Below are 23,762 nucleotides of genomic sequence, written 5' to 3'. Positions count from 1 at the left end.
GTGCCCACGCCTCACCGCCCCTCGACGAAGCGCTGCCGGGCGCGGTCGCCGGCGCCGCTCAGGTTCAGCTCGAAGGTGAAGCCCTGCTCGAACCGGTACGACCGCTTGACGTCGACCGGATCGATGCCGTTGAGGGCCTCCTTGGCCCGTCGGATCACCACCGGGTCCTTGGCCGCGATCTCCTCGGCCACCTCGCGGGCCGCCTTGCGCAGCTCGGCGGCGGGCACCACCGAGAGCACCGTGCCGTACCGGTGCAGATCGTGGGCGGACACCGTGCGGCACGTGTAGACCATCGTCCGCATGAGCTGGGGCGGCACCAGCCGGGACAGGTGGGTGGCCGCGCCGAGCGCGCCCCGGTCCACCTCGGGCAGGCCGATGACGGCGTCATCGGCCGCCACGATCAGGTCGGCGTTGCCCACCAGGCCGACGCCGCCGCCGAGGCAGAAGCCCTGCACCGCGGCGATCACCGGGACCGGGCACTCGTACACCGCGGCGAACGCCGCGGCGCAGCCCCGGTTGGCGGCCAGCAGCGCCTCATGCCCCGGGGAGCGTTGCATCTCTTTGATGTCCACGCCGGCGCAGAAGCCGCGGCCCTCGGCCGCCAGGACCACCACGCGGGTGTCCGGCTCGGCGCCGGCCGTGGCGAGGGCCTCGGCGAGCTCCGTCCAGCCGGCCGCCGGCAGCGCGTTGACCGGCGGGAAGTCGAAGACCACCTCGGTGACGGTTCCGGAGTGCAGGTGTACGCCCACGGCCGCAGCGTAACCTAGCGCTTGCTTGGTGGTCTACGATCGACGGATGGACCCCCTGGACCTCGCCGGTCGTTGCGTGGTCGTCACCGGTGGGACGCGGGGCATCGGGGCCGCGATCGCCACCGCCTTCCTGGCCGCCGGCGCCCGGGTGCTGGTCTGCGGGCGCCACGAACCCACCGAGCTGCCGCGGTCGGGCGAGGGGACGGCCGAGTTCGTGCGGGCCGACGTTCGTGACTCGGAGCAGGCCGCCGCGCTCATCGCCGCGGCGGTCAAGCGGTTCGGCGGCGTCGACGTGCTGGTGAACAACGCCGGGGGAGCGCCGCCCGCCCCGGCGGACTCCGCCTCGCCCCGGCTGCACGCGAAGATCCTCGAGCTCAACCTGCTCGCGCCGTTGCACGTCTCGCAGGCGGCCTGCCCCGTCATGCGGGAACAGTCCGGCGGCGGGCTCATCCTCATGGTGGGCAGCGTGAGCGGGGCGCGCCCGTCGCCCGGCGCCGCCGCGTACGGCGCGGCCAAGGCCGGGCTGCACCATCTCGCGACGAGCCTGGCCATGGAGTGGGCCCCGAAGGTGCGGGTGAACACCCTGGTCGTCGGTCCGGTCGACACCGCGGCGGGGCCGCTGGTGGACCCGGAGGCGGTGGCGCGCACCGTGCCGCTGGGCCGCGCCGCGACGCCCGCCGAGGTCGCCGGCGCCTGCCTGCTGCTCGCCTCGCCGCTGGCCGGCTATGTGAGCGGCTCCGCGCTGGCCGTGCACGGCGGCGGCGAATGGCCCGGGTATCTGGCAGACCCGCGGGCCGCGGCGTACCCTCCGCAGAAGTAGAACGTGTTTCAATCCCTTCTGCCGGAGGTGTCTCATGGTTCTCTCGATCAAGTCGAGGCGGGACGAGGTCGGCCTGACCGCCGGCGAGCTGCTCATCGGGGACGCGTGGCGCCCGGCCGCCGACGGTCGTACGTGGACCCATGCGCACCCGGCGACGGGGGAGCAGGTCGGCGAGTTCGCGGTGGCCGCCGCCGCCGATGTCGACGCCGCCGTGCGCAGCGCCCGCCGCGCGTTCGACGAGGGACCGTGGCCCCGCTCCCGCGCCAAGGAGCGGATCCGGGTGCTGCACCGCATCGCCGAGCTGATCCGCTCACACGCCGGCGAGCTGGACACCCTGCTGGCGCTCGACAACGGCATGCCGCTCACCTTCGGCCAGGCATACGCGATGTCGACCGAGTGCGTGGCCGACGTCTTCGACCACCACGCGGGCTGGGTCGACAAGCTGGGTGGCGAGACGCTTCCGGCCTATCAGGGCGGTGAGCACGCCGTGCTGACCCTGCGCGAACCGGTCGGCGTGGTGGCCGCCGTGGTGCCGTGGAACGCGCCGCTGCTGCTGGCCGCGCAGAAGCTGGCGCCGGCGCTGGCGGCCGGCTGCACGGTGGTGCTCAAGCCGTCGGAGTTCGCGACGTTCGCCCTGCTGCGGCTCTCCCGGCTGATCGAGGAGGCCGGCCTCCCTCCGGGCGTGCTGAACGTGGTGACGGGCCCGGGCGAGACGACCGGCGACGCGCTGATCAACCACCCGCTCATCGACAAGATCACCTTCACCGGCAGCCGGACCGTGGGCCGCCGGGTGATGGCCGCCGCGGCGGAGGGCACCAAGCGGGTCAGCCTAGAGCTCGGCGGCAAGAGCCCGTCGATCGTCTTCCCCGACGCCGAGGTGTACGCGGCCGCGACGGTCACCATGGGCACGGTCACGCTGGGCCTCTCCGGTCAGGCGTGCGTGGCGCAGAGCCGGGCCCTGGTCCACCGCGACGTCTACGACGAGTTCCTGGCGATCGCCGAGGGGATGGCGGGCCTGGTCACCTACGGCGACCCCTTCGACCCGGGCACCACCGCGGCGCCGATGATCAACGAGCGCCACCTGCACCGCGTCCTCGGCTACATCGAGCGCGGGCAGCAGGAGGGCGCCCGGCTGGTCTGCGGCGGGGACCGGCCCGACGGCGAGCTGGCCGCCGGCAACTTCGTGAACCCCGCGGTCTTCGCCGACGTCAGCAACGACGCCACCATCGCGCGGGAGGAGATCTTCGGCCCGGTGCTGGCCGTGGTGCCGTTCGCCGACGAGGACGAGGCCGTCCGGCTCGCCAACGACACGTCCTACGGTCTGTCCGCCACGGTGTGGACCGGCGACGTCAAGCGGGCCTGGCGAATGACCCGCGCGGTCCGGGCCGGCACGGTGGGGATCAACGGCTACCAGCTCGAGCCGCACGTGGCCTTCGGCGGGTTCGGCCGGTCCGGGCTCGGCAGGGAGGGCGGCCGGGGCTCCATCGAGGCCTACACCGAGGTGAAGACCGTGCTGCTGCCCACCACCGACGAGCTCATGTGAGCAGCCGCCGGTGGTCCCAGCTCACCGTCCGGCGAGGCTCGACCAGATAGGCCACGCGCTTTCCGGCCGCCCGCTCCACGTACTCCTCGATGACCGCGGTTTCGCCCGGTGGGCCACCCGGCCCGCCGGGCATCCGCGACGCGACCAGCTTGCCGATCTCCGTCACCCCGGCCAGGTCGTCGATCTGCCGCACTACACCGCTCACCTGGACGCCGCGCAGCTCGAAGTAGTCCTCGCCGTCCTCGACCAGGCAGGTCAGGCGGGGGTCGCGGGCCAGGTTGCGGGCCTTCTGCGAGTCGCGGTAGGTCCAGAAGGCGATTCGCCCGCCCCGCAGCCCGTAGAACATGGTGACCAGATGCGGCGTGCCGTCCGGGTTGATGGTGGCCACCTGCAGCTTGCGCCCGGCGGCCAGCAGGGCCGCCACCTCGCCGGCCGGCATGTGCACCGCGGTGCGCTGGTTCACGATTCCCCGCCCGAGGTGCCCGGGGCCGGCGGTCGCAACTTCACGCTTCCTCCCCGAACGTTGCGGGGGCCAGCGGCAGCGTCTCCTCGCAGACGAAGCCCGGCTGCGGCGGATAGCCGGAGAACAGCGGCGCCAGCGCGGCGTCCAGCGCGGCCGCCGACCACTGCCCGTCCGCGGCATGGAACGCCGCCCGGACGGTGGGCGGCCCGAGCACCGCCACCACGTCGCTGTGCACCACGAACACCTCGCCGGTGATCCGCGCCCCGGCCGGCCCGGCGAGGACCGTCACCAGCGGCGCGACCCGCTCCGGGGCCATCGGGTCCGGTCCCTGCGGTGCCGGGCCCATCAGGTCGCCGGTCATCGCGGTGCGGGCGCGGGGGCAGATCGCATTGGCGCGTACGCCGTACCGGGCGCAGCCACGCGCGGTGGACACGGTCAGCGCGACGATGCCGCCCTTGGCCGCCGCATAGTTGGGCTGGCCGGCCGAGCCGAGCAGGAACGCCTCGGACGACGTGTTGACGATCCGGGCGTACACCGGGGCGCCGGTCGTCTTGCTGCGGTCCCGCCAGTACGCCGTCGCGAACCGGGTGGTGACGAAGTGCCCGCGCAGATGCACCCGGATCACCGCGTCCCACTCCTGCTCGGACATCGAGAAGACCATGCGGTCGCGCAGCACGCCGGCGTTGTTGACCAGGATGTCGAGGCCGCCGTACGACTCCACGGCCCGGCGTACGAGCTCCTGGCCGGTCGACCACTCGGCGACGTCGCCGGGGCAGAGCACCGCCTCGCCGCCGGACGCCCGGATCTTGTCGGCCACGCCGTCCAGGGCCGCGCCGGGCAGGTCGTTGAGGACCAGCCGGGCGCCGGCGGCGGCGAGGGCGGCGGCCTCGGTCGCGCCGAGGCCGTTGGCCGCGCCGGTCACCGCCGCGACGCGGCCGGACAGTGGCAGTTCTTCGTTCATGTCTGTACTCCGGTCCACGTCGTCGGTCGTCCGTCGTCGATTGCGTTGGCGTTCCGGTCCACGTCGTCGGTCGTCCGTCGTCGATTGCGTCAGTAACCGGGTCCGCTGAGGAGGCCGCCGTCCGCGACGAACTCGGCACCCGTGCTGTAGGAGGACTCGTCCGAGGCGAGGAAGGCGACCAGCCGCGAGATCTCGATCGGCTCGGCGAACCGGGCGATCGGCAGCGACTTGAGGAACGCGTCCGGCTCGACCCCGGTCATGCTCTCGCCCGCGGCGACCGCCATCGCGGTCAGCACCCCGCCCGGATGCACCGAGTTGACCCGGATGCCGAGCGGCCCGAGCTCCTGCGCCGCCGACTTGGTGATCCCCCGGACGCCGAACTTGCTGGCGCTGTACGCCGACAGTCCCGCCGCCCCGACCAGGCCCTCGATCGACGAGACGTTGACGATCGACCCGCCACCGGACGCGGTCATCGGTGCCACGACGTGGTGGATGCCCAGCCAGCAGCCGACCAGGTTGACGTCGATCACCCGGCGGAACTCGTCCGGCGCCATCTCGCCGATCGGCGCGTGCCGGAAGATGCCGGCGTTGTTCACGAGCACGTCGAGCCGCCCGAAGGCGTCCAGCGTGGTGGCCACGGCGGTGGCCCAGCCGGCCTCGCTCGTCACGTCGTGATGCACGAACCGGCACGTCTGCGCGCCGAGTCCGTCGGCGACGGCCTGACCGCGATCGTCGAGCACGTCGCCGATCACCACCCGCGCGCCCTCGGCGGCGAAGTGCCGCGCATGGGACTTGCCCATGCCACGGGCGCCGCCGGTGATGAGTGCCACCTTGCCGTCCAGCCGCCCCATCGGGCCTCCCTGGCAGCCGCAACCAAACGCTTGCTTGGGTAGGGTAACAGGACGCGCCGTGATCGGCCTCGGTCGATTCAGGGGCGGGTGGTGATGCCGTCGAAGAGCAGGCGCAGGAGGCCGTCGGCGATCTGGCCGGAGCTCCAGCCGGTGCCCCGTCCCTGCCGCCAGAAGGTGGGAATCCAGAGGATGTCGCGCAGCAGCCGGTAGGTCAGCCGGGCGTCCAGATCGGCGCGGAACTGCCCGGTCTCCTTGCCCCGTTCGAGCTGCTGCACCCAGGTCTTCTCGATCTCCTTCATCGCCTTGCGCAGGTATGCGAACCGCGGCTGGCCGCTGAAGTAGCTCCAGTCGTTCTCCAGCATGGCGAGGGCGGCCCGGTGCCGGTGGAGGGTCTCGGCGCTGGAGCGGACGATCCGCTCGATCGCGGCGCGCGCGTCGTCGGTGTCGGCCACCGCCGCGCGGTAGCCGGTGAGCACGTCGTCGAGGAACGCGCTCAGGATCTCGTCACCGATCGACTCCTTGGAGTCGAAGTGGTGGTAGAGGCTGCCGGAGAGGATGCCGGCCGCGTCGGCGATCTCGCGGACCGTGGTGGCCCGGTATCCCTTCTCGGCGAAGAGATCGCCGGCGAGCTGGATCAGATGCGCGCGGCGCTCCGAGGGCAGCGCGGCCTTCCTGGAGGTCGTCACCCGGGCATTATGGCGACCGTCGGGCCCGGTTGCCCAATCGCTTGCTCGCCTCGGGTGTCGCCCGTTAGCGTAGAACGCGTTCTAATTTTAGGGGAGGCGCGATGCGGGCTGCTGTGCTCCACACGATCGGTGCCGAGAAGTTCGACATCCGCGACGACGTGACCGTGCTCGGGCCCGGCCCCGGCGAAGTGCGGATCCGGGTGCGGGCGGCCGGCGTCTGCCACTCCGACCTGTCCGCCCGCGGCGGGACGCTGCCCCAACCGGTCCCGGCGGTGCTCGGGCACGAGGCGGCCGGCGACGTGGTCGAGACCGGCGACGGTGTCGAGGGCCTCGTCCCCGGCGACCGGGTGACCGTCAACTGGCTGCCGTCCTGCGGCACCTGTTCCTCCTGCCGCCGCGGCGAACCCCACCTGTGCGTCACCCACGTGATGGCCGGCTATGCCGCACCGCGCTTCATGGCCGGCGACACCCCGGTGTTCGCGATGGCCGGCTGCGGTGCCTTCGCGAGTGAGATCGTGGTGCCCCGCCCGGGCGCCGTGAAGATCGCCGCGGATGTTCCGTACGAGGTGGCCGCCCTGGTCGGCTGCGGTGTCATGACCGGTGTGGGCGCGGTCGTCAACACCGCCGCCGTCCGGCCCGGCGACACGGTGGTGATCATCGGTTGCGGCGGGGTGGGCATCGCCGCGATCCAGGGAGCCCGGCTCGCCGGTGCGGCTCTCATCGTGGCGGTGGACACCGTGCCGGCCAAGCACGACGTGGCCCGGCGGTTCGGCGCGACCCACGCGGTCACCCCCGACGAGCTCGGCGACCTGTCCGTCGAGCTCACCGGCGGCGAGGGCTTCGACTACGCGTTCGACGTCGTGGCCGTGCCGCCGACGCTGCGCACCGCGTGGACCGCGGCGCGCCGCGGCGGCACCGTCGTCGTGGTCGGCGCCGGAAGCGCCGAACACCGGGTCGAGTTCAGCCCCTTCGAGCTGCTCTTCGAGGGCAAGCGGATCATCCCTTCGCTGTACGGCTCCGCCGACCCGCCGCGCGACTTCGACCGCCTGCTCGCCCTCTGGCGCTCCGGCCGGCTCGACATCGAGGGCATGATCAGCCACCGGCTGCCGCTCGACCAACTCGACGACGCCCTGGGTTCACTCGGCCGCGGCGACGTGATCCGCCAGGTGATCGTCCACGACACGGACCTCTGACACATGCGCCTGGGAATCCAGCTCGGATACAGCGGCGAGGGCTTCGCCGCCGCCGTCGAGGAGGTCGTCGAGCACGAGGCGGCCGGCGCCGAGATGGTCGTCGTGCCGGAGGCGTACAGTTTCGACGCGGTCAGCCAGCTCGGCTACCTCGCGGCCCGGACCCGGCGGATGACGCTCGCATCCGGAGTCATGCAGCTCTACACCCGGACCCCGGCGCTCACCGCGATGACCGCGGCGGGGCTCGACTACGTCTCGGGCGGCCGCTTCTCGCTGGGGCTGGGCGCCTCCGGCCCGCAGGTGATCGAGGGCTTCCACGGGGTGCCCTACGACGCGCCGCTCGCCCGTACCCGGGAAGTGGTCGAGATCTGCCGGCGCGTCTGGCGCCGCGAGACGCTGGTCTTCGAGGGGGAGAAGTATCAGATCCCGCTGCCGGTGGAACGGGGGACCGGCCTGGGAAAGCCGCTCAAGCTGATCAACCGGCCGGTGCGGGACCGCATCCCGATCCTGCTGGCGGCGATGGGCCCGCGCAACGTCGCCCTGGCCGCCGAGATCGCCGAGGGCTGGCAGGCGCTCTTCCTCGCCCCCCGCATCGCGTCGCGGGTCTTCGCCGAGCCACTCGCCGAGGGCCTGGCCCGACGCCGGCCCGACCTCGGCCCGCTCGACGTGATGGTCCCCGTCCCGTTCGCCGTGGCCGAACCCGACCCGGCGCTGCTCGACCGCCACCGCGCGCAGCTCGCGCTCTACATCGGCGGGATGGGCGCCCGCGGCCGGAACTTCTCCAACGACCTGGTCCGCCGCTACGGCTATGCGCGCGAGGCTTCGCGCATCCAGGATCTCTTCCTCGGCGGCCGCCGGGCCGAGGCTGTGGCGGCGGTCCCGGACGATCTCGTCCGGGAAACCTCGCTGGTCGGCCCGGCCGACGAGATCCGGGACCGGCTGACCGAGTTCGCCGCGGCCGGAGTCACCACGCTGCTGGCGTCACCACTGGCGGCCACCCGCGCCGAGCGCGTCAAGGACGTCGCCGAACTCCGCCACCTCATGTCGCAGCTCCCGACGAGCTAACTATCTCGTCTGCGATGTGTACATCACCGAGGAGAGCGCCGCAGAGCCACCGTCACATCACCGCGAGGCGGGGGAAGCCGGCCGCGGAGCACTTCGCGTATGGCCCGGACGACGTCTGGCAAGGTGCCGGCACGCTCACCGCCTTCGCCGACCAACTGGTCGATGCCCCGCTCGGGCGCTTCGGGTGGGGCTGACGACGGAGGGCATGACCGACGGGCGGCCTGCCGGTAGCGGCTTGAGAAGCCGTCGTCACGCTCGGCGAGCGGCATCAGGGTTGTGCCGGATGCAAAACCAGGGTCAGGGGAGGGAATCCGCCGGAGTGATCGTCCAGTGAGGACGGGCAGAGTGCGGATATGCGTAAACGTACTCGTATCTTCGCTGTTGTCGCCGCGACGGCAATCGTGGCCGGTGCTGTCGGCGTACCGTCGGCGGCGGCTGCCGAACCACAAGAATGCCCTCTCCCGCCCTCCGCGCCGACGACATTGCCCTTGTTGTCCGAAAGCAAGCTCAAGGCGGCGATCGGAGATGCGTCCGCCGAGACAGGCCGCTTGCCGGATGCGGAAGCGAGCGGCGCGCTGGTGCAGATCCGTGGCAGCGCGGGATGCTGGCAGGGCACCGCCGGCGTGGGCGACGTGCGCACCGGGGCGGGCGTGCCGCAGAACGGGCGGTTCAGGATCGGCTCGATGACCAAGGCCTTCACCGCGGTGGTCGCTCTCCAGCTCGTCGCTGAGGGACGTCTCGACCTGGAGCGTACGGTGCAGCACTATCAGCCGGGATTGCTACCGGCCGATTATCCGCCGATCACCGTGCGGCAGGTGTTGACGTACACGAGCGGGCTCAACGGCGTGGGGGTGCCGCACAAGACGCCGGATTGGTTCTTCGAGCACCGCTACGACCACTGGGCGGACGGTAGCCAGCTCGATCTGACGGTCCCGCTCGCGTTCGATCCGGGAAAATACCAGCGGTACGGCAATGCCGACTACTGGATGGCCGGCCTGCTGATCCAGAACGTCACCGGGAACAGTTGGGAGAAGGAGATCCACGACCGAATCATTCGCCCGCTGCGCCTGCGCGGCACGAGTACGCCCACGGACAATGCTCGGATCGCCGGTCCGCACGCACACGGATACGAGGCCACCGACGACGGCTGGGTGGATGTCACGGCGGCCAACCCGTCGCTGCAGTGGTCGGCCGCGGGGATCGTGTCGACCGCGGAGGACCTGGATCGCTTCATGGTGGTGCTGTTCGGCGGAGGGCTCCTGCCACCCGCACAGCTCGAGCTCATGTTCACCGTTCCGCCGAACACCACCACCTACGACGGCGACAAGGATCCGAACAACAACCCGCCCGCGGCGTACGGTATGGGGCTCGGCAAATTCCAGGTGGGCTCGCTGACGCTGTGGGGGAAGACGGGCGACCGGCCCGGCTACACGAGCGGGATGGGTGCCACGCGCGACCTGAGCCGCCGGCTCGTCTACTCGGTGAACACCTTGCACATGGGCGGCAAACTGCCCGGTCGCGTCGAGCAGATCATCGGTGCCGCATTCGGCTGAGGGCGGCGGCAGGCCGCGCTCTGAGTGAGGTGCGGGCCCTCCGCGGCGCCGGCGGCTCGATCAGCCACCCTGACAGCCTGCCGGCCTTGAGATGCTTCGAGGTCACTGTCCGCTGCCGGGGTGGACCGGCCGTCGCCGCGTCCGACTCGGGCAGGCCGGAGGTCGCCGTGGCCGTCGTTCTCCGCTCTCGTCTCCACCGAGGCGGGCACGAGCAGCACCCCGGACTCCACCTCCATCCACGGCGCCTCGCTCGGCTTGTCGCTCGTCCAGCGCACCGCCCCGTCGCGGGCGCCGTACACGGTGAGCTTGCGATCCGGGCCGCCCTGCACGAAGACCATGCCGGACCCCACGATCCACAGCGGTCCATAGTCGACTTCTCTCGATAGGCGTCGCTGCGAGCGGCTACCATCCGCCGCATGAATGACAAGGGCTCACCCATCCAGTCGGCCGTCCCCGCGCCCGGGCTTGCACCCATCGAGTTGGCACAGGACCTGCTGTCGCGAATTGAGCGAGCCAATACGTACGCGCGGACCCGTAAGAGGCGCTTTCGGCGAAGCTCAGCCGTTGTCCGCCTCACGACCCTGGCGTTGCTCGTGGCCTCTACCATCATTCTTGGTTTGCAAGATCTGGATTTCTGGGCCGGCCTCGGGTTTTCCCTCGTTGCCGTGGTGACAGTGGTCAACACGCTCGAACCGTTCTTTGCGTGGCGGTCCAGATGGGTTTTGATGGAGGAGACTCAGTATCAATTCTATCGGTTGCGCGATGAGCTTACCTACTACATTGCCTCCACTGAACCGAGTCAAGTCGATCCCGCAAAGATCAAATCGATGTTTGACGAGTACCAAAATATATGGGATCAGCTTGGCAAACGCTGGCAAGAATTCCGGCAGTCCTCCGCTGCGGCGCAGTAATACGCCTGAACGCGACCGGAGGCTTCACGCCAACGCACATCTGCCCCGATCGCGGTTGCCGGCTTGGCCGTGGTGACGGTCCGTGACACCGGTTGAGGTCGGGTGTGCGACTTTGCTGAATTGAGTGCGGTGGCGATTCGTACAGCCAGTGGTCAACAATGCCATTCAAATCCCCTGTATCTCGACCATTCGAGAAGGCGATAGGTTGCTCCCGCCTGCCGCGCTTTCCCCCATATGGAGCCGTCGATCAGTCCGACTTGACGACGTAGCTCCCTAGCGGCACGAGAGGGCAACATCACGATGGCTTGGTGAAGTGTCGAACGCCCTCGGTCGGTGGCGTCGCAGCAGGGGCAACGGAAATCGTCGGCGAAGGTGTCGCAACCGTCCGCTGCTACGGCCTGTTCCCACTCGGAGAGCGGCCCCGTAGCCGTCCGACGCCAAAGCCAGTAGGCCGATCCGATCTCGCCAGGATCGAACCGGTCTCGTTCCAACGTTGCGATGGCACTCTCACCCGCGCTGGACAGGCCTGGGATGCGGCGCTGTACTGACGGATACCAGGTGTATGGGAGGAGTTCCTGTCGCAAACTCGCTGGCGGCTTACGCGGCATGGCTCCTGTCGATACGCATTCCGTCATGATCACGCAGGAACACTGGCTTGGCAAGGGCGCCGGGCTCGGTCGGCGATCTGAAAGGCGGCAGTTGCGGGTCCCGTTGCGAAGGCGATCAATGCAGACGGGTATCGGACTGGTTATTGATCGAGCCGCCCGGATCCTGATCCCACGCACTGATCTGGCTCCGTGCTCGCCGAGCAGCGCAGGCCGTCACACGCCGTGATCAGCGCAAGTGGCGCGCCGCGCCCGGCCGGTTGACGCCGATGCTGACCACTTTGCTCAGCGAGAAGCCGTCCGAGGCTCGGTCGGCGGCGCTGCGCGCGGTGGCGGCGTCCCTGACCGCGTCCCGGCTGGCCGCCGACGAACTCGCGGCGGTGCTGGACGACCCTGAGCTCGGCGCGGTGGCGGCCCCCGACGCAAGGCGCCACGCTCGCGCTTCTCCAAATCACGTCGGACCGGGTCGGTTGGAACGTTAACGGAATCTCGGGCTGGTCGACGCCGGACTGGGCGTACTCCATCGGAATCTGGCACACCCTACGCAGTCCTGAGGTGTGTGTGTTCGGGCTGCCGGCCGAGACCGCGATGAGCATCGTCAACGTCGTAGGTGATCTGCTCCGGGACGGCGAGCGGCTGAGCGACGGGCAGCCTCATCGTCATCGATGTGGAGAAGGGACGCCGGAACGTCGCTACCCTGCGCGTACCGCAGTGTCACGACGCTTCGGACTGCCTCGTATGCGTCCTGCCAGTCCTGGATGTCGTCATCGATACGGTCGAGCAGGCACATTCTTCAGCGAAGAGCGGCAGCACCTCCTCGAATCCCTCTCGGCGGTCGACGCGTGCGTGCGACCACGGGAAGTTGACACCAGTCGCCACCAGATCGGCGAGGCATTCCGCCTCGCAGCCATGACGGCTCGCGCAGGGCGGCGGCACAGCAGACGGACTTGACCTCAACCAGGGTTCAACTCGCAGGCTGACTGCATGATCGATAGGAATGCAGTGGCGGCGTACCTGGACCGGATCGGCGGCGAGCCCCCGGCGGTCGTGGACGCCGCCGCGCTGCGCCGCCTGCACCGGGCGCACCTCACGGCGGTCCCGTTCGAGAACCTGAGCATCCACCTGGGCGAGGCGGTCTCCCTGGACCCCGACGCGCTGGTCGACAAGCTGGTACGCCGGCACCGCGGCGGCTTCTGTTACGAGCTCAACGGCGCGTTCGCGCTGCTGCTGGAGGCGCTGGGCTGCCGCGTCACCCGCGTGGCGGCCCGGGTGTTCGACGGCGACCAGCTAACGCCGCCCTTCGACCATCTGGCGCTGGTGGCCCGGCCCGTCGACGGCAGCGGCCCCTGGCTGGTCGATGTCGGGTTCGGCCGGCACAGCGTGTACCCGCTGCACTTCGCCGAGCGGGCGGAGCAGCACGACCCGGGCGGCCAGTTCACGCTCGTGGAGCGCGACCACGGCGACGTCGACGTGCTCCTGAACGGCACGGCGCAGTACCGCGTGGAGCGGCGCGAACGCACCCTGGCCGACTTCGTCCCCGCCTGCTGGTGGCACGCGACGAGCCCGGACTCGCACTTCCGCCGCGGCCCCGTCTGCTCCCGGCTGACGGCCGACGGGCGGGTCTCCCTCAGTGGGCGTCGCCTGACGGTCACCGGCGTCGGCGGCCGCGCCGAGCACGATCTGGCGGGCGACGACGACGCGCTGGTGGCGTACCGGGAGCATTTCGGCATCGACCTCGCCGCCCCGCCGGCCGTCGCGCCGGGCGACCGGAGAGAGGCAAGAACGAGCGCCGCATAATCGGCCCGCTATCCTCCGCCCACGAACGTGAAGGCCGCCCGCTGCACCAGCTCAGGAAGATCTTCAGGTCCGAGCCGGTGTGCAACCGGGACTCACCCCGGTACCGAGCCAGGTAAGCGGCCAAGCCAATGAGGCGTGAAGGCAGCTCCTTGCGTGAGAGCCGCGGATTCCATGGCGGCATTGTCGCCGGCGGCACCGACTCTGCCCATTGATCCGATCAGGTGGTGCTGGTGGAGGGCGCGAAGATTTTCCGGCTGCGAAATTGCGCCCCGCGGTCGGTGTGCAGCACGCAGCCCGCCACGTAACCGCGTCGGGCTACGGCGTTGTGCAGGGCGTTGACGGCCAGCCTCGATTTCATACGATGTCGACGGTGGTCACCTCGAAGGTGACCTCCCGGTGGACGCGGGCGGCGGCGAAGGCCTGGTCGATTTGGGCCCGACCGCCGTTCCCATGTTGCTATAAGAGGGTCAGTTCAGAATGAGCGGATGTCTGCTCCGGGATCGTTCCTTGTAGCCTCTGCTGATGAGCCTTCCCAGCGTTGTAGCGCGAGCTGTCTGGTACCGACGTTGCGCCTGGGCGGCAACTGTCTGGGCCGGCGCCTTCGCCGTGCTGCACTTCTACTGGGCACTCGGCGGCAATCTAGGACTGGCGGTATCCGCCGGCCCTGAGCTCGCGGCCGAGCGTCCGGCATGGTTCGTCGCTGGAGGCCTCTGGGGCATCGGCATGCTGTGCGTGGCGGGAGCGATCGTGGGGCGTGAACTCACGCGAAGCCGACTCCGCGGCTTCGCGAGGGTGCTGGCCAGAAGCGCTGGCTGGTTTGCGGGCCTGATCCTCCTAGTACGCGCCGCCTCTGTGGAGATTCTCCTGCTCGTGGGGCCGACTCTGGACGACACTGTGGGCCCGGCGCACAGGTTCTGGACCCTCGTCCTGTGGAATCCCTGGTTCGCGGTTGGTGGGATCACCTTCCTGGTGGCCAGTTACGGCCACAAGGCCAAAGAGACGGCCGAGACGGTGTCGGATCGTACGACGGCATGAGTTGACTGAGTGCTTCCATCGGCGCATCCACTCATTGAGCTCGATGTGTGATGTGCTGACCTGCCGCAGTCCGGGTGGGGAAAGCCCGCCTCCACTGCCTCCGGCTCATCCGCCCGACCACGATACCTAGTGGAGGCTGGATAGCGAAGCGCGTTTGCCTACCGCGGCACTGGGCTGGAGCCAGAGGCTAAACGGCGAACTGGGCGGGTGAGCCGCATGCCTACTCGCCACCAGGTGGCTGCTATCCGGCGGTGGTGGCCAGTCGGAAGCGGCGCAGGATGGTGAATGTGTCGGCGGTGGTCTCGGTGTAGAGCACCTCCGGTATCCGAAATTCGTTGTTGAGGCGCTGGCCGGCGAGCGCCCGGTGGCACTTCTCGCCTCGCGTGCAGGTGCGGGGATGGGCCATCGTCACATGGGGCGGAAAGTCAAGGGCGGTCATGGGTGCGGTCAGCAGCAGTCGTCTGAGGCGGGACCATCCCCCGTCAATGTCGTTGACCGCGAGGAAAACCCCACCACGTCCATGCTCGGCGGCGAAGACCTCGCCCAGTCGGAGCCGAAACGGCGCCACCTGACCGAGCTGGGACTGCGCGCGGCGCAGGAACAACTCCTCATCCACGATTTCCTCGGGGTAGGCGACGGTGACGTGGGCCGGCACGACGGCCGCCATTACCGGGTCCCAGGCGCGCCGCCACCGTTGCACCCGCGCGGCCGCCGGCCCGGCCAGAACCACGCACAGATGGCGTCTCAGCATGGCCCGGCACCCCAGGCGCTGTCCGGTGCCAGCGTCGCGACCACGGCCGCCAGGTGCGGCGGCTCGACCCGGTCCGGCAGGCCCGGTATCGACCGGTCGCGCACCGAGGCTGGGTCCAACCCGGTCTCCTCGGCCAGCTCACGCCGGGCCGCCTGCAGCGGTGTCTCCCCGGCGTCGATACCGCCTCCCGGCGGCTCCCACAGTGAGGACCCGTCGAACGGATCCCGCCAGTGCAGCAGCAGAACCCGATCAACGGCGTCCAGGCAGACCACCCGCGCGGCGGGCCGATGCATCGTCTCCACCCCTGGACCCTAACCGCGTCCGGTACGCCGCCCGGCCGCGCCGTCACCCGAGCGCGTCACCGCGCGGCCCTCGCCCCAGCGCAGCGCATGGGGCGGTGACCGTTTACCCCGTCCGCTGCGCCTGGGCTACCCGTCGACGGATGCCGCGCAGCCACTCGCGGCGCACCAGCCCGCCCGGCAGGCGGATGCTCAGCCAGTACAGCCGAAAGAGCCACCGCGTGCGGGCATCGGTGACCAGCACCCGCGTCTGCGTGCTCAGCTCGCCATCGCGGTACCGAAAGTTGAATCCCACCTTGGCGTGTCGAGGCTCGGCGAAGCCGGTGAACTGCTCCGGCGCCATCCGGACCAACGGCGATCCGTCGCCGTCACGCTGCAACCGGTTGACCCAGCCGAAGACGATCTCGTCGTCGGCGCGGGCCAACGCCGGACCGGTACCGAGGAAGTCGTCGAAGACCAGACCGTCACGCGGTGGGCGCCAACGACCCAGCGACGCCAGCGTCATCAGCGTGCGGAGCATCGGAAAATCCCGCCACGTCGCCGACTCGATGGCCTGCAGCACGTCGCCTGGGGCGGCATCGAAGGCCAGCCGGTGCACCTCACGGAACTGCCACCGGGGGAACAGGATGTCGAAGAGCATGGCCGCATTCTCGACCATCCACCGGTCGACGTGGACCGGTGCCAGCGTCTGACCCGTCGACCGGGCATCGCCAGACACTGAGTCGACTATTTTTGAACCGACCTCTTTCGACCGAACGATCCGGGTACGGCCCCCACGACGGTTAACAGCTCCGTGATGAAGGACTGGGTCAAGGTCGGCCAGTTGTTGAACACCTTGGCCGGAGCGCCGACAGGGGTTCGCGAGATCCCGCCAGTGCTCGGGATGTGGCTCCAGCACCGAGAACCAAGCGGGACCAGGGCTCCAGTGACTCGGTTGCAGAAGGTCATCCCGGTTGGGGCTGGCGACGATGACGCCGCGGGACAACAGAAATTCCGTCAGCTTCCCGGCGAGGGCTTCGATGTCAGCGCTGTTGAGGTCCAGCCGCACCATCGTTTCCGCGCTCTCACCCATGGGGGCAAGGTGACGCGCAGGACAGGCCGGCTTAGCATCGGTCAACTTCGCGAGATTCCTGGCCGGGTTCCGCGGCATCTGATCACCAGAACGAGGCGCCGCCGTACCGGCTGCTGCATGGCGTGGTTGGCGAGGCGTGGCACTCACCGTGCCTACGCCCCAACATGCCGAGTTGAGTGCGTCGGAAGTACGACTCCCGTAGATGGCACTCACTACGCTCGCACTCTCATCCCACGATCCGAGGGCAGGCGACATGAACCATAACCGGCACAGGTTTGAGCAGAGCGACGACTCCGGGTTTCTGGCGCTCCTGGATCCCGATGCCTACGCGGGCTTCGTCGCCGAGAATTGGACATACGACTCGATCTTCGAGCATTTCCGGAAGGCCATGATGAGGCAGTCTCTATTGCTTTGGGGCACCGGCAGGGAAGACACATGGACGGTCGACGTCCTCATCGGCGAGCCGGCGCCGCCCAGTGGCTTCCGGCGTGCCGCCGGGCCGATCCGGGTGAGCGGCGGCCGGCTGTACCTGGCCAACTACGAGGCACTGACGATGGCGGCGCAATTCCCCGATACGCGCTTGCCCGAGCCGCATGACCTGCACCTGAGCTTCGAGGTCCCAGCGGATGACTGGCACTGCGAGATCGTGCAGATGCGCGATCCGGACCTCGATGAGGAGGGCGAGCGCATTCTGCCGGACTTCGTCCTGGCGCTCACGCCGTCCAGCGGCGGCGAGCATGCCTGGACCCAGCCAGCGTGGCATGACGCCTGAATCCCGCTCCACACAGACGCGCGTGCCAGGTGGCCTGCCCATCCCGCGGCAGGGTGGTCCTCGCGCTTGGGGACCCGGGGGCCCCTCATCCTCCGGTCGAAGCCTTGCTGCCCGGAGGTGGCCACGCCTTCAGGGACGCCGGTCTTTTGCCCTCTTGCATAGACTGCGCGGCTGTGGGGATCTTGGACATCACGAACAGCTATGCGGGATGGCTCACGCTGTGGCTCGAGCCCTTGGGGGAAGATCGGTGGCTGCGGCCCGGAGAGACGTTCCGGATCCGGTCTGACTACGACGGCGAAGAACGGGACTTCGTGGTCGACTTCTGGGTCGATGACGAAGATCGCGCGGCCGGCATCGCGAACGTGACGGTCAGCATCGAGCGCGGAAACCCCGATGCCGAAGTGACTGACGACAATGGAGGTCTCGTCGAGTGCGGCCATCAGCGTCCCCCGGAGATTGACCAGAAATGGGCCAAAGCGCGTGAAAAGTGGGAGAGACGCGCCACGCCATAAGCCCGGACCTCGCCTGCTCCGGATCACAGCAACGCCGTCTGCCGGGCCCGTCACGCCGACCGCGACGCGCCGGGATGAGATGAGGCCGCGGCCCTGCTGGAGCAGGTGCTGCAGCGGCTACGCGACGCCGGCGCGGACCGCGACGAGCAGGCGGCGGCGCAGTTCGCTACCCGGCTTCGGGAGGAGATGTTTCCGGAGCCGGAGCCGTTCACCTGGGCGAACCGGGTCGCCCCCGAGCGCCGGTGGCAACGGCGGGTGTGGGTACACGCCCGGCTGCGGTGGCGGCGGCAGCCACCACCGCATCCCGGCGCCCATCAGCTGCTACTTCTCCGTCTGGGCGCGGCGACCGTGGGCAGGCTGGACTACCAAGTGTGCGACCAATGCCGATGCGGGTACGTACGCCAGCTCGACGTTAGCGACCGATACCGCGGTCTCGGCCTGGGCACGCGAGCGATCCGCGTCGCCCGCCGCGGACGTGACGGGTACCGGTGGTCCACCACTGCTCAGTACCCGACCAACGGCACCTTCTGGGCCGCGGTCCGGCTCCCCGAGGACCACGAGGGGGCCTGCCCCCACATGCAGCGCCCTTGAAACTGCTGTCGCTCAGTTTCGGCGCCACAGTCCGAACCGCCGGGGGCCCGGGACCTGGCGACCCAGCGCTGCTCGGCGCGAGCGTGCGGAAATACCGTACCGCCGGCGCTGAGGCACCGCGACAGTGGTCGGTCAGGGCTGCGGCCAGCCGGCTGGCAGCTGACCGAAAAGCACCTCACTCTCAGCGAGGTGCCGCAGCGCCGCGGCGGCGTCCCCGTGCTGGCCGGTCGTGTACCGGGCTGAAACGGCTGCGGCGAGCGCCCGCAGCTGTCGTGGCGGCAGCATCTGGCCGCTCGGATCATGCAGCCCGAGCACCTGCCAGTCGTCGTCGCCCTGGCCGCGGTAACGCAGCACGGGTGCCTGGCCGACGACCGACTGCGCGATCGCGAAGCCGTTCGGGGTGCTCTGGTGCGTGCGGTTGATCGCCGCGACGGAGTCGATCCGCACCTCGCAGCTCGACAGGTCCCAGTCGCGGTGGTTCAGTGCCCGCACGACTCGCAAGACCGTGCCGTCGAGCACGACACCGAGCCGCACCGCCTCAATGATCTTGTATCCGCTCGCCAGCACGAAGAACAGGCTGACCAGCAGGCCGAAGACGCCGATGAAGATGTTGGCGCCGGGCATCATCAGGTCCACGAAGAACAGGGGAACGCTGGCGGCCATCATGCCGATCCCGATCACGCCCATCAGGCCATAGAGGGCGCCCTGCTGCACCCGCTGGGCTTGTGGTGATCCGACGCGGAGTCTTATGGGTGGAGCGGACAAATCGGCCTCCGGGCACAGTGAAATATGGAGCTGCGTCATTCTGAACTACCGGCGCAACCTCGCTGCTGCATGCTCGTCCGGTTCGGTGGCCGCCGACCTAAGCGCGACGTTGAGATTCATCGAAGCGGCCAGCCGTCGTCGCGGCGGCCCGGGCCAGACCCATCACCGGCGGGCCAAGATAGCTGATGGGGCGCCGTGCCGCAGCGGCCGCTGGCGATCCGGGGTTGGGGCAGTATCCCGGACCCATACGGTCTGCTGTTCGACGGTAACGACGGCCAGGCACCGATCCCGCGCCTCCGCACGAGCCGTGGCCGTACGCCGATCCTCCCGAGCCGAGCGTGGTGGCCGAGTCGGCTCTCGGGCGGTACACCCGTACCCGCGCCCTGGAACGCCTCGGCTGCCGACGAACAAAGCCGAAGCGGTGAGCGACTCCTAGCTCGATGTGTGCCGATCATGCAATGACCTTGGTGGGGGTATCCACTGGGCCGGCGCCGCCGCTTCGGCGCCGTGACGCCGGTCGAAGGGCGAGGTCGGTGACCTGTTCGGCACAGTAAGCGTGGCGGAGATCGACGACGTCGGTTTGTAGGGAGATTCCTTATACCCGCGCGTGGCACCCTTCGGCACTCTGGAAACGCCGGTACGCACCTCTCGTTCCGGTCCTGTGAGGAATGCTCGTGGAGATGGTCTGCGTCCCGTCGGACGTCATTTGGGACATCACGTACGCGTGCCCGTTGCGCTGTATCCACTGCTACTCCGAGTCCGGCCGCCGCCCCACCCGCCAGCTCGGAGCGCCTGACCTCTTGCGGGTCGCCGACGCCCTCATCGCCATGCGCCCGAGTGACATCGCCATCGCGGGCGGTGAGCCGCTGGTCGTCCCGGACCTCTTCGCGGTCGCGGAACGCTTCTCCCGGTCCGGTATCTCGGTCACGCTCTAGACGTCTGCCACGGCATGGCCGGCTGCGGTTTCACGCTGCTCCGGGCGTACGAAATCACCGGGGTCCCGGCCTTCCTGGAGCGCGCCCCGCAGGTCGCCGTCGCTCTCCTGGGCATGGCCGACGACCGTGACGACCGCCTGGTCTGGCCGATTCCCACCGACTTCAGCTCGACGCTGGCCGGTCTCTTTCACTACGGCTTCGCCCACGGTGTCGCCGGCATGCCCTGCGCGACGGGCGGATGCTCGCCCCGGACGAGGTCCTGAACGCGGTGACCGCCGACTACAACACCGGCCTCGCCGGCGTGGTCGCCTTCCTCCTGCGGCTGGAGTTCGGTGGTGACCGGATGTGGCTCCCGGCCTCGTACACCGCCGTGGGGAGTGATTGACAGGCGAACGCGCGCTCCGGCATCCCGTGACCACGACACCGCCCGGTGAGCCGACGTCGTCGCATGTTCGAGCACCCCGTGTGCCGACTGCGATGTCGCCCTGTCCGCGACGACCGAACGAGGAGGTGATTGACGATGGAGATCGATGTCGAAGCCCTGCAGATGCTGGAGGAGCCGGAGCCCGAGAACGGCCTGTTCCCGTGCCCGATGACCTGCAAGACGTCATTTGCCTGAGCACGCCGCGCTTTCCATAGCCGCACTTCGGCCGCCGGCCCCGCCACGACGACGGGGCCGGCGGTCATGTGCGCCACGCCCACTTCGCCGCCCCCCGGGATCAGCATGGCCGCTCCTGATCGCGCGCCCGGACCATGGGCGGTGGGACCGTGGCAAAGGCGTTGCCCCGCGGACGGTGAACCGGGCATGATCGCCCGACGTGCGTGGCTACCGCCGCGTGCGGGCGGCGCTATCGACGGATCGGGACCAGGAAGAGCGGGCGACGCTGGTGGATGCACAGGGGGGCGGCGCGCCGACCGGTCTGTTGGCCGGTCGAGACCGCGAGCTCGGCATCCTGCGCCGCGCGCTTGTCGAGCCCGGCGGGTCGTGGTGTGTCGGCGTGGCCGGCGACCCCGGGATCGGGAAGAGCCGACTGTTGTCCGAGTTCGGTGAGCTGGCCGGCAGAGCCGGCTTGGCTCTGTGCTCGGCGCGGGCGTCCGAGTTCGAGCTCCATGTGCCCTTCGGGGTTTTCGTCGACGCCCTCGACGACCTCCTCGCCGAGCTGGGCCCGGAACGCCTCGCCGAGCTGGGGGAACCGCAGCTCACGCTTCTCGCCGCCGCATTCCCGGCCATCTCCGCCGCCGCCCGGATCGACCTGGTCGACGTGGAGCGGTACCGGCTCCACCGGGCGATCCGCTCCCTGCTCGAGCTCGCGGCTGGACCGACGGGGTTGGTACTCGCCCTCGACGACCTGCACTGGGCGGACGAGGGCACCGTGGAGCTGCTCGATCACCTGTTGCGCCATCCGCCCCGCGCCCGGCTCGTCCTCGCGCTGTCCTGTCGCAACCGGCAGGTCAGTCCCAGGCTGTGGCAGGCGTTGTGTCGGGCGGTGGCCGATGGAACCGCCGAACTGCTCGAGCTCGCCCCGCTGAGCCGCGCCGAGGCCGAACCGCTGCTGCCGGCGGAGCTGAGCGGCGCCCGACGGGAAGACCTGTACCGGGCCAGCGCCGGGAACCCGTTCTACCTCGATGCGTTGGTGCGCGCGGACCGCGACGGCCCTGCCCCGGGTGAGGCGCCGCCGGGCAGCGACGGGGAGCTACCGGCGGCGGTCCACGCGGCGCTCACGGCCGAGCTGGCGGCGCTGGACCCGCACCAGCGCACCGTCGCGCACGCTGCGGCGGTGGTCGGCGACGACTTCGATGCCGGGCTGCTGGCAGAGGCCGCCGCCCTGGCGACGGAGCCGGTGCTGGAGGCGCTCGACGAGCTCGTTCACCGCGATCTCGTGCGGCCGGGCCGGGCGGCCGGACTGTTCCGGTTCCGGCATCCGCTGGTGCGCGCCGTCGCCTACCGCGACGCCGGTCCGGGCTGGCGTTTGCGGGCTCACGGCCGCGCCGCGGCTGCACTGCGCTCCCGAGGCGCGGCAGGCGTCGAGCTCGCGCACCATGTCGAGCGGTCCGCCGTCGACGGCGACTTGGAGGCCGTCGCGGTGCTTGCGGAGGCCGCCGAGGCGACGCTGCACACCACACCGTCGGATGCCGGGCATTTCCTGCGGGCTGCCCTGAGGCTGCTGCCCGACGCCGGACCCACTACCCCCCAGCGCCTGTATCTGCTCGGCAGGCTGGCCAAGGCCAGGGCGGCGACAGGCGACCTGCGCGGGGCCCGGATGACGCTGCACGAGGTGCTACGGCTCCTGCCGGCCCAGCTCACCAGTCTGCGCGCCGAGACGGTCCGGTTCTGCGCGACGGTGGAGCGCCTTCTCGGCCGCCACATCGAGGCCCGGGCGATGCTCGAGGGCGAGTGGCGGCGGACCGCCGATGACGATCCCCATGCCGCGGCCGGCCTCGTCGTCGCTCTCGCCGCCGGCGAGGTCGTCGAACGCGGAGCGGGCGCGCGGCGTACCCGGACCCTGGAGGCGATCGAGGCCGCCCGGCGCACCGATGATCACGCGCTGCTCGCCATGGCGCTGTCGATCGCCGCGCTAGCCCCGCGGGCGGACCCGGCCGCGCCGGGGATCGGGACGGGTCTCGACGAGGCGGCCGCGCTCGTGGACGCCCTGCCCGATGGGGAGCTGGTCCGGAACCTCGAGGCCGTACTGTGGCTGGGTTGGGCCGAGGCGTCCGCCGACCGTCTGACCGCGGCGAGCCGGCACTTGGAGCGCGGCCTTCAGCTGGCCCGGGCCGGCGGACAGACCCATGTGATCACCGCGCTGAACGCCGTGCACGGGATGGTCCACGCGTACCTCGGTGAGCTGGCCGAGGCGATGGCCTGCTTCGCCGACGGGCTGGAGTCGGCGGAGCTGACCGGCAGCGACGAGCTGCGGACCATGGCGCTGACCTTCGGCTGCTGGATCACCACCTGGCGCGGCGACCTCGACGAGGCGTTGCGGCTCGGCAAGGAGGCGCTGGCCGCCGAGGAAGGTATGACGGTGGGGCTGACCTGGCGGAGTGGGCAGGCCGCGGCGATGCTCGGCCAGGCGATGTTGCACTCCGGCGACCCGCACACCTGCATCGAGCTGCTCCTCACCGCCGGCGGAGGCGCCGAGCTCTCCACCATCGAGGCACTGAACCGGCCCGTGATGTACCAGCTCCTCACCGAGGCCGAGGTCCGGCGCGGTCGGTTCGCCGCTGCCGCCGACTGGGCCGGCCGGGCCGAGGCGGCCGCGGCCGCGGTGGCCTCGCCGGTGCGAAGCGCGGTCGCGCAGCTCGCCCGCGTGATGGCCATGATGCCGGTGGACCCGGCTGCGGCGGCCCCGCTCGCCCTCGCGGCCGCGGCGGCGTTCGCCCGCGTCGGGGTGGCGGTGGAGGCCGGGCGAGCCCACCTCCTCGCCGCGGTCGCGTTCGCGACCCGAGGGAGCACGGGGACGGCACGGGAGCACTTCGACGCCGCCCGGACCCTCTTCTTACGATGTGACGCGCGGCTCTTCCTCCCTCACGTGGCACGGGAGGAGCGGCGGATGAACGCGCGTCGCCCGCGGCCCGGTGCCGACGCCACGCCGGTGGCGGGCTCCCTGGCTGGACGCTTCGGGCTCACCGGACGCGAGCGGGAGGTTGCCGCGCTGGTCTCGGCCGGGCTGACCAACCGCGAGGTGGGCCGCCGCCTGCACCTGAGTCCCAAGACCGTCGAGGTGCATCTGAGCCGGGTGTACGCGAAGCTCGGCGTCTCCGGACGCACCGCGCTGGCCGGCCGCTGGGCGGCGGAGGCGAGCGCGGAGTAGGCACGCGTTGCGGGCACCCGGTCG

The 23,762-nt window shown here is 70.4% G+C and carries 27 protein-coding genes and 1 pseudogene; 18 read left to right on the top strand and 10 right to left on the bottom strand.

Translation table 11 applies throughout. The features are described from left to right. Positions 1 to 11: 11 nt before the first annotated feature. The gene (locus EDD30_RS03580) at positions 12 to 749 is read right to left on the bottom strand and encodes an enoyl-CoA hydratase family protein (RefSeq protein ID WP_071803680.1); all 738 of its coding nucleotides are present in this window, start codon (positions 747 to 749) and stop codon (positions 12 to 14) included. Positions 750 to 795: 46 nt separating this feature from the next. Between EDD30_RS03580 and EDD30_RS03575 the strand changes: the two genes are divergently transcribed. Both EDD30_RS03575 and EDD30_RS03570 read left to right on the top strand, forming a co-directional pair. Further along, positions 796 to 1,569 (top strand): SDR family oxidoreductase, encoded by a 774-nt coding sequence (locus tag EDD30_RS03575; protein WP_071803681.1) that lies wholly within the window; start codon positions 796 to 798, stop codon positions 1,567 to 1,569. Between the two features lie 34 nt (positions 1,570 to 1,603). Then, positions 1,604 to 3,112 carry an aldehyde dehydrogenase family protein gene (locus EDD30_RS03570; protein ID WP_071803682.1) on the top strand — a complete coding sequence of 503 codons (1,509 nt, stop codon included), beginning with the start codon at positions 1,604 to 1,606 and terminating at the stop codon, positions 3,110 to 3,112. On the opposite strand, the gene EDD30_RS03565 is transcribed toward EDD30_RS03570, so the two are convergent. The 4 genes from EDD30_RS03565 to EDD30_RS03550 form a co-directional block, all read right to left on the bottom strand. Further along, positions 3,105 to 3,575: a pyridoxamine 5'-phosphate oxidase family protein gene (locus tag EDD30_RS03565; RefSeq protein ID WP_071803683.1), complete on the bottom strand. Its 471-nt coding sequence runs from the start codon at positions 3,573 to 3,575 to the stop codon at positions 3,105 to 3,107. The two genes, EDD30_RS03570 and EDD30_RS03565, sit on opposite strands and share 8 nt — an antisense overlap. A 40-nt stretch (positions 3,576 to 3,615) precedes the next feature. Beyond that, positions 3,616 to 4,536, bottom strand: a complete 921-nt coding sequence (locus EDD30_RS03560; RefSeq protein ID WP_071803684.1) for an SDR family NAD(P)-dependent oxidoreductase — start codon at positions 4,534 to 4,536, stop codon at positions 3,616 to 3,618. An 89-nt stretch (positions 4,537 to 4,625) separates the two neighbouring features. After that, the gene (locus tag EDD30_RS03555; RefSeq protein ID WP_071803685.1) at positions 4,626 to 5,387 is read right to left on the bottom strand and encodes a glucose 1-dehydrogenase; all 762 of its coding nucleotides are present in this window, start codon (positions 5,385 to 5,387) and stop codon (positions 4,626 to 4,628) included. A gap of 77 nt (positions 5,388 to 5,464) precedes the next feature. Continuing rightward, positions 5,465 to 6,073 (bottom strand): TetR/AcrR family transcriptional regulator, encoded by a 609-nt coding sequence (locus tag EDD30_RS03550; RefSeq protein WP_071803686.1) that lies wholly within the window; start codon positions 6,071 to 6,073, stop codon positions 5,465 to 5,467. 101 nt (positions 6,074 to 6,174) lie between these two features. Here EDD30_RS03550 and EDD30_RS03545 point away from each other — a divergent pair, with 101 nt between their 5' ends. The 7 genes from EDD30_RS03545 (at position 6,175) to EDD30_RS03515 (ending at position 13,194) form a co-directional block, all read left to right on the top strand. After that, the gene (locus EDD30_RS03545; RefSeq protein WP_071803687.1) at positions 6,175 to 7,266 is read left to right on the top strand and encodes a Zn-dependent alcohol dehydrogenase; all 1,092 of its coding nucleotides are present in this window, start codon (positions 6,175 to 6,177) and stop codon (positions 7,264 to 7,266) included. 3 nt (positions 7,267 to 7,269) lie between these two features. Next, positions 7,270 to 8,328: an LLM class F420-dependent oxidoreductase gene (locus EDD30_RS03540; RefSeq protein ID WP_071803688.1), complete on the top strand. Its 1,059-nt coding sequence runs from the start codon at positions 7,270 to 7,272 to the stop codon at positions 8,326 to 8,328. A gap of 401 nt (positions 8,329 to 8,729) precedes the next feature. Next, positions 8,730 to 9,881 (top strand): serine hydrolase domain-containing protein, encoded by a 1,152-nt coding sequence (locus EDD30_RS03535; protein WP_244945097.1) that lies wholly within the window; start codon positions 8,730 to 8,732, stop codon positions 9,879 to 9,881. A 416-nt stretch (positions 9,882 to 10,297) separates the two neighbouring features. Then, the gene (locus EDD30_RS03530; protein ID WP_071803691.1) at positions 10,298 to 10,792 is read left to right on the top strand and encodes an SLATT domain-containing protein; all 495 of its coding nucleotides are present in this window, start codon (positions 10,298 to 10,300) and stop codon (positions 10,790 to 10,792) included. An 874-nt stretch (positions 10,793 to 11,666) separates the two neighbouring features. Next, positions 11,667 to 11,879, top strand: a complete 213-nt coding sequence (locus EDD30_RS03525; protein ID WP_071803692.1) for a hypothetical protein — start codon at positions 11,667 to 11,669, stop codon at positions 11,877 to 11,879. After that, positions 11,791 to 12,348 carry a DUF4262 domain-containing protein gene (locus tag EDD30_RS41925; RefSeq protein WP_084556169.1) on the top strand — a complete coding sequence of 186 codons (558 nt, stop codon included), beginning with the start codon at positions 11,791 to 11,793 and terminating at the stop codon, positions 12,346 to 12,348. Before EDD30_RS03525 ends, EDD30_RS41925 begins: the two co-directional genes overlap by 89 nt. Before the next feature lie 33 nt (positions 12,349 to 12,381). Continuing rightward, complete coding sequence (locus EDD30_RS03515) at positions 12,382 to 13,194, top strand: arylamine N-acetyltransferase family protein (RefSeq protein WP_071803694.1); 813 nt, start codon at positions 12,382 to 12,384, stop codon at positions 13,192 to 13,194. A gap of 164 nt (positions 13,195 to 13,358) precedes the next feature. On the opposite strand, the pseudogene EDD30_RS03510 reads toward EDD30_RS03515, so the two are convergent. Further along, a pseudogene (locus EDD30_RS03510) lies at positions 13,359 to 13,555 on the bottom strand (IS3-like element ISAar45 family transposase); the annotation flags it as partial. 161 nt (positions 13,556 to 13,716) lie between these two features. Here EDD30_RS03510 and EDD30_RS03505 point away from each other — a divergent pair. After that, a complete protein-coding gene (locus tag EDD30_RS03505; protein WP_084556170.1) occupies positions 13,717 to 14,229 on the top strand; it encodes a DUF3995 domain-containing protein in 513 nt (170 codons plus the stop codon). A 241-nt stretch (positions 14,230 to 14,470) separates the two neighbouring features. On the opposite strand, the gene EDD30_RS03500 is transcribed toward EDD30_RS03505, so the two are convergent. From EDD30_RS03500 to EDD30_RS38140, 3 genes are all read right to left on the bottom strand, one after another. Further along, positions 14,471 to 14,980, bottom strand: coding sequence for a 2'-5' RNA ligase family protein (locus tag EDD30_RS03500; protein ID WP_084556171.1), 510 nt, complete (start codon positions 14,978 to 14,980; stop codon positions 14,471 to 14,473). Beyond that, positions 14,974 to 15,273 (bottom strand): NUDIX domain-containing protein, encoded by a 300-nt coding sequence (locus tag EDD30_RS03495; protein ID WP_071803705.1) that lies wholly within the window; start codon positions 15,271 to 15,273, stop codon positions 14,974 to 14,976. The genes EDD30_RS03500 and EDD30_RS03495 overlap by 7 nt, the downstream gene beginning before the upstream one ends. A gap of 112 nt (positions 15,274 to 15,385) precedes the next feature. Then, positions 15,386 to 16,351 (bottom strand): hypothetical protein, encoded by a 966-nt coding sequence (locus EDD30_RS38140; RefSeq protein WP_143162578.1) that lies wholly within the window; start codon positions 16,349 to 16,351, stop codon positions 15,386 to 15,388. Positions 16,352 to 16,604: 253 nt separating this feature from the next. On the opposite strand from EDD30_RS38140, the gene EDD30_RS03485 reads away from it, so the two are divergent. From EDD30_RS03485 to EDD30_RS03475, 3 genes are all read left to right on the top strand, one after another. Then, the gene (locus EDD30_RS03485; RefSeq protein ID WP_071803697.1) at positions 16,605 to 17,123 is read left to right on the top strand and encodes a hypothetical protein; all 519 of its coding nucleotides are present in this window, start codon (positions 16,605 to 16,607) and stop codon (positions 17,121 to 17,123) included. A gap of 173 nt (positions 17,124 to 17,296) precedes the next feature. Next, the gene (locus EDD30_RS03480; protein ID WP_084556173.1) at positions 17,297 to 17,635 is read left to right on the top strand and encodes a hypothetical protein; all 339 of its coding nucleotides are present in this window, start codon (positions 17,297 to 17,299) and stop codon (positions 17,633 to 17,635) included. Positions 17,636 to 17,740: 105 nt separating this feature from the next. Beyond that, a complete protein-coding gene (locus EDD30_RS03475) occupies positions 17,741 to 18,226 on the top strand; it encodes a hypothetical protein (RefSeq protein ID WP_071803698.1) in 486 nt (161 codons plus the stop codon). 132 nt (positions 18,227 to 18,358) lie between these two features. On the opposite strand, the gene EDD30_RS03470 is transcribed toward EDD30_RS03475, so the two are convergent. Then, on the bottom strand, positions 18,359 to 18,940 hold the full coding sequence (locus tag EDD30_RS03470) for a hypothetical protein (RefSeq protein ID WP_071803699.1): 582 nt from the start codon (positions 18,938 to 18,940) through the stop codon (positions 18,359 to 18,361). Positions 18,941 to 19,671: 731 nt separating this feature from the next. Between EDD30_RS03470 and EDD30_RS03465 the strand changes: the two genes are divergently transcribed. The 5 genes from EDD30_RS03465 (at position 19,672) to EDD30_RS03455 (ending at position 23,738) form a co-directional block, all read left to right on the top strand. Further along, the gene (locus EDD30_RS03465; protein ID WP_342353755.1) at positions 19,672 to 19,926 is read left to right on the top strand and encodes a radical SAM protein; all 255 of its coding nucleotides are present in this window, start codon (positions 19,672 to 19,674) and stop codon (positions 19,924 to 19,926) included. Between the two features lie 14 nt (positions 19,927 to 19,940). Next, a complete protein-coding gene (locus EDD30_RS03460; protein WP_071803701.1) occupies positions 19,941 to 20,189 on the top strand; it encodes a hypothetical protein in 249 nt (82 codons plus the stop codon). Further along, positions 20,165 to 20,311: a hypothetical protein gene (locus EDD30_RS39735; protein WP_211353738.1), complete on the top strand. Its 147-nt coding sequence runs from the start codon at positions 20,165 to 20,167 to the stop codon at positions 20,309 to 20,311. The genes EDD30_RS03460 and EDD30_RS39735 overlap by 25 nt, the downstream gene beginning before the upstream one ends. Before the next feature lie 135 nt (positions 20,312 to 20,446). Then, the gene (locus EDD30_RS39730) at positions 20,447 to 20,545 is read left to right on the top strand and encodes an ALQxL family class IV lanthipeptide (protein WP_211277697.1); all 99 of its coding nucleotides are present in this window, start codon (positions 20,447 to 20,449) and stop codon (positions 20,543 to 20,545) included. 268 nt (positions 20,546 to 20,813) lie between these two features. After that, positions 20,814 to 23,738 carry a helix-turn-helix transcriptional regulator gene (locus tag EDD30_RS03455; protein ID WP_170208245.1) on the top strand — a complete coding sequence of 975 codons (2,925 nt, stop codon included), beginning with the start codon at positions 20,814 to 20,816 and terminating at the stop codon, positions 23,736 to 23,738. Positions 23,739 to 23,762: the final 24 nt, after the last annotated feature.

The sequence above is a fragment of the Couchioplanes caeruleus genome (genome assembly GCF_003751945.1).
In the GTDB taxonomy this organism is placed as follows: domain Bacteria; phylum Actinomycetota; class Actinomycetes; order Mycobacteriales; family Micromonosporaceae; genus Actinoplanes; species Actinoplanes caeruleus.
The sequence above is the reverse complement of the archived record's forward strand: the minus strand, read 5'-3'. Positions and strand labels throughout refer to the sequence as shown.

Coding starts and splice junctions, on each gene's coding strand:
- EDD30_RS03575 (WP_071803681.1), top strand. CDS start 796: ATGGACCCCCTGGACCTCGCCGGTCGTTGCGTGGTCGTCACCGGTGGG.
- EDD30_RS03570 (WP_071803682.1), top strand. CDS start 1,604: ATGGTTCTCTCGATCAAGTCGAGGCGGGACGAGGTCGGCCTGACCGCC.
- EDD30_RS03560 (WP_071803684.1), bottom strand. CDS start 4,536: ATGAACGAAGAACTGCCACTGTCCGGCCGCGTCGCGGCGGTGACCGGC.
- EDD30_RS03555 (WP_071803685.1), bottom strand. CDS start 5,387: ATGGGGCGGCTGGACGGCAAGGTGGCACTCATCACCGGCGGCGCCCGT.
- EDD30_RS03545 (WP_071803687.1), top strand. CDS start 6,175: ATGCGGGCTGCTGTGCTCCACACGATCGGTGCCGAGAAGTTCGACATC.
- EDD30_RS03540 (WP_071803688.1), top strand. CDS start 7,270: ATGCGCCTGGGAATCCAGCTCGGATACAGCGGCGAGGGCTTCGCCGCC.
- EDD30_RS03530 (WP_071803691.1), top strand. CDS start 10,298: ATGAATGACAAGGGCTCACCCATCCAGTCGGCCGTCCCCGCGCCCGGG.
- EDD30_RS03525 (WP_071803692.1), top strand. CDS start 11,667: ATGCTGACCACTTTGCTCAGCGAGAAGCCGTCCGAGGCTCGGTCGGCG.
- EDD30_RS03515 (WP_071803694.1), top strand. CDS start 12,382: ATGATCGATAGGAATGCAGTGGCGGCGTACCTGGACCGGATCGGCGGC.
- EDD30_RS03505 (WP_084556170.1), top strand. CDS start 13,717: ATGAGCCTTCCCAGCGTTGTAGCGCGAGCTGTCTGGTACCGACGTTGC.
- EDD30_RS03500 (WP_084556171.1), bottom strand. CDS start 14,980: ATGCTGAGACGCCATCTGTGCGTGGTTCTGGCCGGGCCGGCGGCCGCG.
- EDD30_RS03495 (WP_071803705.1), bottom strand. CDS start 15,273: ATGCATCGGCCCGCCGCGCGGGTGGTCTGCCTGGACGCCGTTGATCGG.
- EDD30_RS38140 (WP_143162578.1), bottom strand. CDS start 16,351: ATGGGTGAGAGCGCGGAAACGATGGTGCGGCTGGACCTCAACAGCGCT.
- EDD30_RS03485 (WP_071803697.1), top strand. CDS start 16,605: ATGAACCATAACCGGCACAGGTTTGAGCAGAGCGACGACTCCGGGTTT.
- EDD30_RS03465 (WP_342353755.1), top strand. CDS start 19,672: ATGGTCTGCGTCCCGTCGGACGTCATTTGGGACATCACGTACGCGTGC.
- EDD30_RS03460 (WP_071803701.1), top strand. CDS start 19,941: ATGGCCGGCTGCGGTTTCACGCTGCTCCGGGCGTACGAAATCACCGGG.
- EDD30_RS39735 (WP_211353738.1), top strand. CDS start 20,165: ATGCTCGCCCCGGACGAGGTCCTGAACGCGGTGACCGCCGACTACAAC.
- EDD30_RS39730 (WP_211277697.1), top strand. CDS start 20,447: ATGGAGATCGATGTCGAAGCCCTGCAGATGCTGGAGGAGCCGGAGCCC.